This is a genomic window from Nostoc sp. CHAB 5715, from assembly GCF_020829685.1.
Lineage (GTDB): Bacteria > Cyanobacteriota > Cyanobacteriia > Cyanobacteriales > Nostocaceae > Nostoc.
Genome location: NZ_JAIVFR010000394.1, coordinates 1 through 6,363 on the forward strand (window position 1 = coordinate 1; position 6,363 = coordinate 6,363).

12 protein-coding genes are annotated in these 6,363 nt (G+C 40.7%); 9 read left to right on the forward strand and 3 right to left on the reverse strand.

Translation table 11 applies throughout. The annotated features are described in order from the left end of the window. The 3 genes from LC574_RS21080 to LC574_RS21090 all read left to right on the forward strand — a co-directional run. Positions 1 to 203: UPF0175 family protein (locus LC574_RS21080; RefSeq protein ID WP_229455426.1), on the forward strand; the 203-nt coding region annotated here is incomplete at its 5' end. Then, positions 187 to 333: a hypothetical protein gene (locus LC574_RS21085; RefSeq protein ID WP_229455427.1), complete on the forward strand. Its 147-nt coding sequence runs from the start codon at positions 187 to 189 to the stop codon at positions 331 to 333. The genes LC574_RS21080 and LC574_RS21085, both read left to right, overlap by 17 nt. 84 nt (positions 334 to 417) lie before the next feature. After that, positions 418 to 669 (forward strand): DUF3368 domain-containing protein, encoded by a 252-nt coding sequence (locus LC574_RS21090; protein WP_229455429.1) that lies wholly within the window; start codon positions 418 to 420, stop codon positions 667 to 669. A 123-nt stretch (positions 670 to 792) separates the two neighbouring features. Here the strand turns inward: LC574_RS21090 and LC574_RS21095 are convergent, their stop codons facing one another. The 3 genes from LC574_RS21095 to LC574_RS21105 form a co-directional block, all read right to left on the reverse strand. After that, complete coding sequence (locus tag LC574_RS21095; protein ID WP_012410519.1) at positions 793 to 951, reverse strand: YqaE/Pmp3 family membrane protein; 159 nt, start codon at positions 949 to 951, stop codon at positions 793 to 795. Positions 952 to 1,092: 141 nt separating this feature from the next. Beyond that, positions 1,093 to 1,440, reverse strand: a complete 348-nt coding sequence (locus LC574_RS21100) for a translation initiation factor (protein WP_229455430.1) — start codon at positions 1,438 to 1,440, stop codon at positions 1,093 to 1,095. 22 nt (positions 1,441 to 1,462) lie between these two features. After that, positions 1,463 to 1,600 (reverse strand): hypothetical protein, encoded by a 138-nt coding sequence (locus LC574_RS21105; RefSeq protein ID WP_229455431.1) that lies wholly within the window; start codon positions 1,598 to 1,600, stop codon positions 1,463 to 1,465. Between the two features lie 109 nt (positions 1,601 to 1,709). Between LC574_RS21105 and trpB the strand changes: the two genes are divergently transcribed. The 6 genes from trpB to LC574_RS21135 all read left to right on the forward strand — a co-directional run bounded on the left by trpB (position 1,710) and on the right by LC574_RS21135 (position 5,969). Continuing rightward, positions 1,710 to 2,945 (forward strand): tryptophan synthase subunit beta, encoded by a 1,236-nt coding sequence (trpB, locus tag LC574_RS21110; protein ID WP_229455432.1) that lies wholly within the window; start codon positions 1,710 to 1,712, stop codon positions 2,943 to 2,945. Positions 2,946 to 2,966: 21 nt separating this feature from the next. Further along, on the forward strand, positions 2,967 to 3,110 hold the full coding sequence (locus LC574_RS21115; RefSeq protein WP_229455434.1) for a hypothetical protein: 144 nt from the start codon (positions 2,967 to 2,969) through the stop codon (positions 3,108 to 3,110). Positions 3,111 to 3,129: 19 nt separating this feature from the next. Beyond that, positions 3,130 to 3,288, forward strand: coding sequence for a hypothetical protein (locus tag LC574_RS21120; protein ID WP_229455436.1), 159 nt, complete (start codon positions 3,130 to 3,132; stop codon positions 3,286 to 3,288). Positions 3,289 to 3,836: 548 nt separating this feature from the next. After that, on the forward strand, positions 3,837 to 4,349 hold the full coding sequence (locus LC574_RS21125) for a CAP domain-containing protein (protein ID WP_229455438.1): 513 nt from the start codon (positions 3,837 to 3,839) through the stop codon (positions 4,347 to 4,349). 352 nt (positions 4,350 to 4,701) lie between these two features. Further along, the gene (locus tag LC574_RS21130; RefSeq protein ID WP_229455439.1) at positions 4,702 to 5,250 is read left to right on the forward strand and encodes a CAP domain-containing protein; all 549 of its coding nucleotides are present in this window, start codon (positions 4,702 to 4,704) and stop codon (positions 5,248 to 5,250) included. Between the two features lie 89 nt (positions 5,251 to 5,339). After that, positions 5,340 to 5,969, forward strand: coding sequence for a ribonuclease H-like domain-containing protein (locus LC574_RS21135; RefSeq protein ID WP_229455441.1), 630 nt, complete (start codon positions 5,340 to 5,342; stop codon positions 5,967 to 5,969). The last annotated feature ends 394 nt before the right edge of the window (positions 5,970 to 6,363 follow it).

The window sequence follows — 6,363 nt, forward strand, 5'->3', positions numbered from 1 at the left end:
CAGAACAGCGTATTGAGCAGGAATTGCGTCGGGAGTTAGCCATTGCGCTCTACACACAAGACATTCTCTCCTTCGGTAAAGCACGAGAATTAGCTGAAATGGATAAATACGAATTTGGGCAACTGCTGGCTCTTCGTGGAGTAATGAGGCATTACAGTTGTGAAGAATTGGATGATTACTTAACCTATGCCCGTAGTGAGTAACCCTTCACCAATTCTCAATTTGGCAATTGTGAATCAGCTTATCCTTCTGCATCAGCAGTTTGGTGAGATTCTGATTCCAAGTGCTGTATTGGATGAGTTAAAAGTTAGTGAAGATCGACCAGGTTCTTAAGCAATTCGTGAGTCAATTTCATTCCGATGGATTCAGAGTCGAGAGGTAAGTAATGAACCCCTTGCTCAACTTCTGAAGCAAACATTGGATCGAGGGGAGGCTGAAGCGATCGCCCTTGCCATTGAGGTTAAAGCAGAATGGACACTTCTAGATGAACGTGAGGGCAGAAAAGTTGCTAAATCTCTAGGACTGAAAGTAACAGGGATTTTGGGGATTTTGCTGCGTGCTAAACAGCTAGGTGAAGTCGAATCATTGCAGCCTGTGATTAATGAATTAATAAACAAAGCCGGATTTCGGATAGCACCGGAGCTATTAGCACAGATTCTGATGCAGTAGAAAATTTAGCTTCATGTTAACTCAGGCTTTAGTAGTTAACTCGCAACCTCACCGCTAGAAAGATTGAGGCTCTGACTTAATTTATCGCTGTATGCAGAACCTCAAACCTACCGCCACAAAGAATTATTTTTTAGCAATTATCCATACTGCGTGAATAATCCCAGGAATGTAACCAAAAAGTGTCAAAACTATATTAATCCAAAAGTCTATACCAAAACCTACTTGCAAAAAAACTCCCAGAGGCGGTACGAAAATGGCACACAAAATCCGAACTAAATCCATTTAAACCTCCTATTCATCTCATAAAAAACAGCTTGTTGGTAAAGTGATTCACCAATGCTCAAGCATATTTGTACCTTTCAAAGATAACATTTCCTCTGTTAATCTAGATCACGGTTAAGATGCGGTAAACCGCACTCAAGATTAGCCACCGCTAATTTTAGCTTTGTAACCTAGTTTGCTCAAAATCTCGACAATTTTCTGCTTGTGTTCGCCCTGAATTTCAATTTCGTTATCTTTAACTGTCCCACCTGTGCCGCACTGGGTTTTTAACTGCTTCACCAAATCAGCTAAGGTTTCTGGTTTGGCTTGAAAACCGCTAATCACTGTAACGGTTTTGCCTTTGCGTCCTTTGCGGGAAGCTTGTACTTTGAGATTTTGTTGTTGTGCGGGGAGTTCGGGAATTGGTCTTTCTGTGGCGGCAGAGTTGTCGTTGCCAAATTCGCGGTAGACAAAGTTTTTGTCAGAAGATTTAGAATTGGAAGAAGACATAAAATGAATGTTTAAGAAAATTTCAAAGGCAGTGGAAACTTCTATGCAACCATTCTGCTGGGATATCAATTTCTAGGCTAACATTACAAATCCATTGCGAGGGATTCAAAGTAATTGGGCATGGGGCATCCCTTCGACTTCGCTCAGGGCAAGTGGGCATTGGGCATTGAGTATTGATGAAGAATTTAGTTTCTAGTCTCCAGATATAACTTGAATATGCCCCAGACTTTCTATAATAATTAAGTCATTCCCGTCATTGAAAACAGCCTGTGACTACCACTCCCCTCTCTCCAAGTTCAACTGCTCAAGTTCCTGATACGCTAGGTCGCTTTGGACGCTTCGGCGGTAAGTATGTACCTGAAACGCTGATGCCTGCTCTTACTGAACTAGAAACAGCTTATCAGCAATACCGCAATGACCCTGGTTTTCAAGCAGAACTACAGCAGTTGTTACGGGACTATGTAGGACGTGCCACACCATTATATTTCGCTGAACGCCTGACTGCTCATTATGCCCGACCCGATCGCACGGGGCCGCAAATTTACTTAAAACGCGAGGATTTAAATCATACTGGTGCTCATAAAATCAATAATGCCCTTGGTCAGGTATTGTTGGCAAAGCGCATGGGTAAGCAACGGATTATTGCCGAAACGGGTGCTGGACAACACGGAGTTGCCACAGCTACAGTTTGCGCTCGTTTTGGGTTGGAATGCATAATTTACATGGGCGTTCATGACATGGAACGCCAAGCTTTAAATGTGTTCAGAATGCGGTTGATGGGGGCAGAAGTGCGTCCGGTGGAAGCGGGAACGGGAACCCTGAAGGATGCCACTTCTGAAGCAATCCGTGATTGGGTGACAAATGTAGAAACAACTCACTACATTCTCGGTTCGGTAGCAGGGCCCCATCCTTACCCAATGATGGTACGTGATTTCCATGCAGTAATCGGCCAAGAAACTCGCGCCCAAGCAATCCAAAAGTGGGGTGTATTGCCTGATATTCTCTTGGCTTGCGTGGGTGGTGGTTCCAATGCTATGGGACTATTCTATGAGTTTATGAATGAGCCTTCTATACGGTTCATTGGGATTGAGGCAGCAGGAGAAGGTGTTAATACTGAAAAACACGCAGCAACCTTGACAAAAGGACGAGTTGGTGTATTGCACGGAGCAATGAGCTATCTTCTGCAAGATGAGGATGGGCAAATCATTGAGGCACACTCAATTAGTGCAGGTTTAGATTATCCCGGTGTGGGGCCAGAACATAGCTATTTGAAAGATACTGGTCGCGCTGAATACTATAGTGTGACGGATGCAGAAGCTTTAGCGGCATTTCAGCGATTGTCAAAATTGGAAGGGATTATCCCGGCATTAGAAACAGCCCATGCGATCGCCTACCTCGAAACCCTGTGTCCCCAACTAACCGACAGTCCCCGGATTGTAATTAACTGCTCTGGGCGTGGCGATAAGGATGTACAAACAGTAGCCAAGTTATTAAATGACGCGTAAATATACTTAAAAGCGATCGTCATGGCTTTGACTGGTGAGGTGTCTGTGCTGCATGAGCGGCTAGACACCATTGAACGGTTGCTAGAGGTTAAAGGTATTTTATCAGCTACTGAGATTGAAGCTTACGAGCCGGATGCCAAAGTAACTAAGTACAGCTTTGCGTAAAATCGTGGCGAATTGAGGGTTGAAATTTAAACGCAGAGGTAAGCGCAAAGGTACGCAGAGAATTCGCTACGAATTAATGAAATGTTGTACTAAGGAACGGGAACAGTGGCGTGCAGAATATATTGCGCGGGTATTGCGCGTGGTACAGGAAGAGTTAGAAACCCTCAAGAAAAGCTAGTACAGCACGGCAAAAGTAAACTACCTATCCCAAATCAATGAAATCCTTGCGATATAGAAATTACGAATTACGTAGCTTGCTTCTTGCCGAGGCGAGTATTAGGAATTCCAGGCAAGAGGTTTTAGTGGATAAATTTATGCCATTTATATCCCATCTTCACCATCTATACCAGTATTAATACTGAATTATGTAATATATTGATATTCAATCATAATTCATAATAATTCTATCTTTTTAAGTGTTAATACTGTTTAATTTTCTGAATACATAATTGTTTTTTAACCACTATTAGCCAAATACTGAAAATATTCGTATATTACAAAATGAAGTTTTCAAAGTGAGTTAAATAAAATAGTCATACTAATGGTAGAGGAAAATTTTTTATAAACAGCAAGAATTTTTCATAATTTTATGAATTTTAAAGTTAACTGGTAGTTTTTGAACAAAAAACGCCATAAACAGAGGTATATAGACCTATAATCAAGTTGTCAGATTGATACTAGCTTAGTTAAGCTTTCTGGAGCTAGAGTTCCAGTTAGTTTCAGCAAATGATTAAAACAACAATCTACAGCGTTGCTTTGGGCACTATTATTCTCAGTAGTGGAGCGATCGCTACTCCTGTAACAAATTCAACTTTTACGTCGACATCTTCAAATGTATCAAATAGTACTGTTAAAGTTGACACTGCTGCTTTAGAAGAGGCGGTTTTCAAACAAATTAATGACTACAGAGTTTCCCAAAAACTACCAAAGCTGACTCGTAATTCTGCCATTGATAATCAAGCCAGGATTCACAGTCAGGATATGGCTAATCGTAAAGTTCCCTTTGGACATACGGGATTTTCAGAACGTGTTAAAGCAGTCGGTATTCCTTACAAAACAGCTGGTGAAAATGTCGCTTCCAACTATGGATATAGTGACTCTGTGACAACAGCTGTTCAAGGCTGGCTCAAAAGTCCAGGGCATCTAGCCAATATCAAAGGTAATTATGAGAAAACTGGGATTGGTGTCGTTAGCAACAGTAGAGGCGAAATCTACTTCACACAAATTTTCTTTCGCTGATAGATTTGGTAAAATTTAGGTTTTTTCTGAAATTCCCCCAGACTTCAGTTTCTTAGCAAAGCTTTTGCTAAATGTTGAATAATGTAGTATTCAATAGACAAATGTCATTGAAACTACATTATTTTTTTAGGAATTCATAAAAATCTTAAATTATCAGCAAAAATAACCGTGATTTTACGATGCTGACCTATTGAAGTATTGACAATTGAAAACGATTTTTTGTTGTACTTCCTATACAAGGATGTAGGCAGATTGCCAAAATTCATCAATCCTTAATAGTATCCTGATATATATCGTCGGAACAATAGGGTAGAGTATAAGTCTTATATCTCTACATATTACGTAATTCTCCATGTTCCGACAAACTGCTTTTGGCATCGCTTTAAGTGCGCTTGTCCTTGCTAGTGGGTTAACGACTGTTCCGATACCAAATCATCCTTCTACGAATACATCCACCCGTAATAAGCTGTTGTCGCTTTTTTCGAGTCAGGCTGCAATATCGACTCCTACTTTTAAAACTACGGAGCTAGAAAAATCCGTTTTTGACGAAATTAATCGATATCGGGCTTCTAAAGGACTGCCAAAGTTGACCTTAAATGCAAATATCACTCGACAGGCTAGAATTCATAGTCAGAATATGGCTAAAGGTAAAACCCCATTTAGCCATCAGGGATTTGAACGCCGAGTCAAAGCTATCCCTATTCGCTACAGCAGTGCGGCGGAAAATGTTGCTTTTAATCGAGGATATAGTAACCCTGTGAATGAAGCTGTTACTGGTTGGATCAAGAGTCCCGGACATTTAAAGAACCTAAAAGGAAATTACAACCTGACTGGAATTGGCGTTGCTACTAATAATCAAGGCGAAGTCTACCTTACACAGCTTTTTTTTCGCACTAGGTAGATTTAATTTCTGATTGTTTTGCACAATAATAATGTAGTGTCTGACAAGACTTTTATTTGCTGGACACTGCTATTATTTTTGAACAATTCATGACATTACAAGATTTTCAGGTGAGCGATCGCGATCTGGGCGATGCGGTTCTAGTACAGTATTTAGAATCAACTGCGATCGCAGTTGATACAGAAACGATGGGATTATTGCCACAGCGTGATAGGTTGTGTCTTGTCCAGTTGTGCAACGAATTCGGGAAAGTGAATGCAATCCGCATAGCCAAAGGACAAACTGATGCGCCAAACTTAAAAAAACTCTTGGAAACGGCGAATGTCGTAAAAGTGTTTCACTTTGCTCGCTTTGACCTTGCCACTTTGCGAGCTAATCTGGGGATTCAGGTTAGACCTGTTTTTTGTACCAAAATTGCTAGTAAATTAGCCCGTACTTACACAAATCGCCACGGACTTAAAGATGTGGTGCAAGAGTTAGAACAAGTAGAACTGGATAAAAGCTCTCAAAGTTCTGATTGGGGTAACGCCGCTAGTTTATCTGAAGCTCAACTGAATTATGCTGCCAATGATGTGCGCTACTTACTTAGTGTGCAGCACAAGCTAACAGAAATGCTCAAACGAGAAGAACGTTGGGAAATTGCTCAAGAATGTTTTGAATTTCTGCCAACAATAGTTTCCTTGGATTTGTTGCAGTTTAAAGATTTGTTTGAACATTGAGCCAACAATAAACCTCTTGCAAACGTTTTTGCTCTGGAGTACAAGCATTACAAGAGGAAATATTCTATCTTTTGATTTCTCAATTGTGACTTCTCGGCATGAGAAATCAAGATTAGACCTCTTGAAAAATTCCCTAACACCCGTAACGTGTTCCCGCAAGCAAAGAGATGAGACTTTAATGTAAGCCAAAGTTAGAGCGTGGGTCTTCTGATTAATTTATGCAAGAGGTCTATTGCTAATTTTTTAAGTTATTTTTAGCCTAAGAGCCAACATTGGAATCATCACTGCCTTCCTTGAGGTTACTAACTCCCTCTTGAATGCCTTCTTTGATATTACTAGCTCCTTCTTGAATGCCTTCCTTGAGATTACTAGCTCCCTCTTGAATGTTTTCCTT

Excerpts from the sequence above, each read along its gene's own strand:
- LC574_RS21100 (WP_229455430.1), bottom strand. The coding sequence starts at position 1,440 with ATGTCTTCTTCCAATTCTAAATCTTCTGACAAAAACTTTGTCTACCGC.
- LC574_RS21115 (WP_229455434.1), top strand. The coding sequence starts at position 2,967 with ATGGCTTTGACTGGTGAGGTGTCTGTGCTGCATGAGCGGCTAGACACC.
- LC574_RS21085 (WP_229455427.1), top strand. The coding sequence starts at position 187 with ATGCCCGTAGTGAGTAACCCTTCACCAATTCTCAATTTGGCAATTGTG.
- LC574_RS21105 (WP_229455431.1), bottom strand. The coding sequence starts at position 1,600 with ATGCCCACTTGCCCTGAGCGAAGTCGAAGGGATGCCCCATGCCCAATT.
- LC574_RS21130 (WP_229455439.1), top strand. The coding sequence starts at position 4,702 with ATGTTCCGACAAACTGCTTTTGGCATCGCTTTAAGTGCGCTTGTCCTT.
- LC574_RS21135 (WP_229455441.1), top strand. The coding sequence starts at position 5,340 with ATGACATTACAAGATTTTCAGGTGAGCGATCGCGATCTGGGCGATGCG.
- LC574_RS21125 (WP_229455438.1), top strand. The coding sequence starts at position 3,837 with ATGATTAAAACAACAATCTACAGCGTTGCTTTGGGCACTATTATTCTC.
- LC574_RS21095 (WP_012410519.1), bottom strand. The coding sequence starts at position 951 with ATGGATTTAGTTCGGATTTTGTGTGCCATTTTCGTACCGCCTCTGGGA.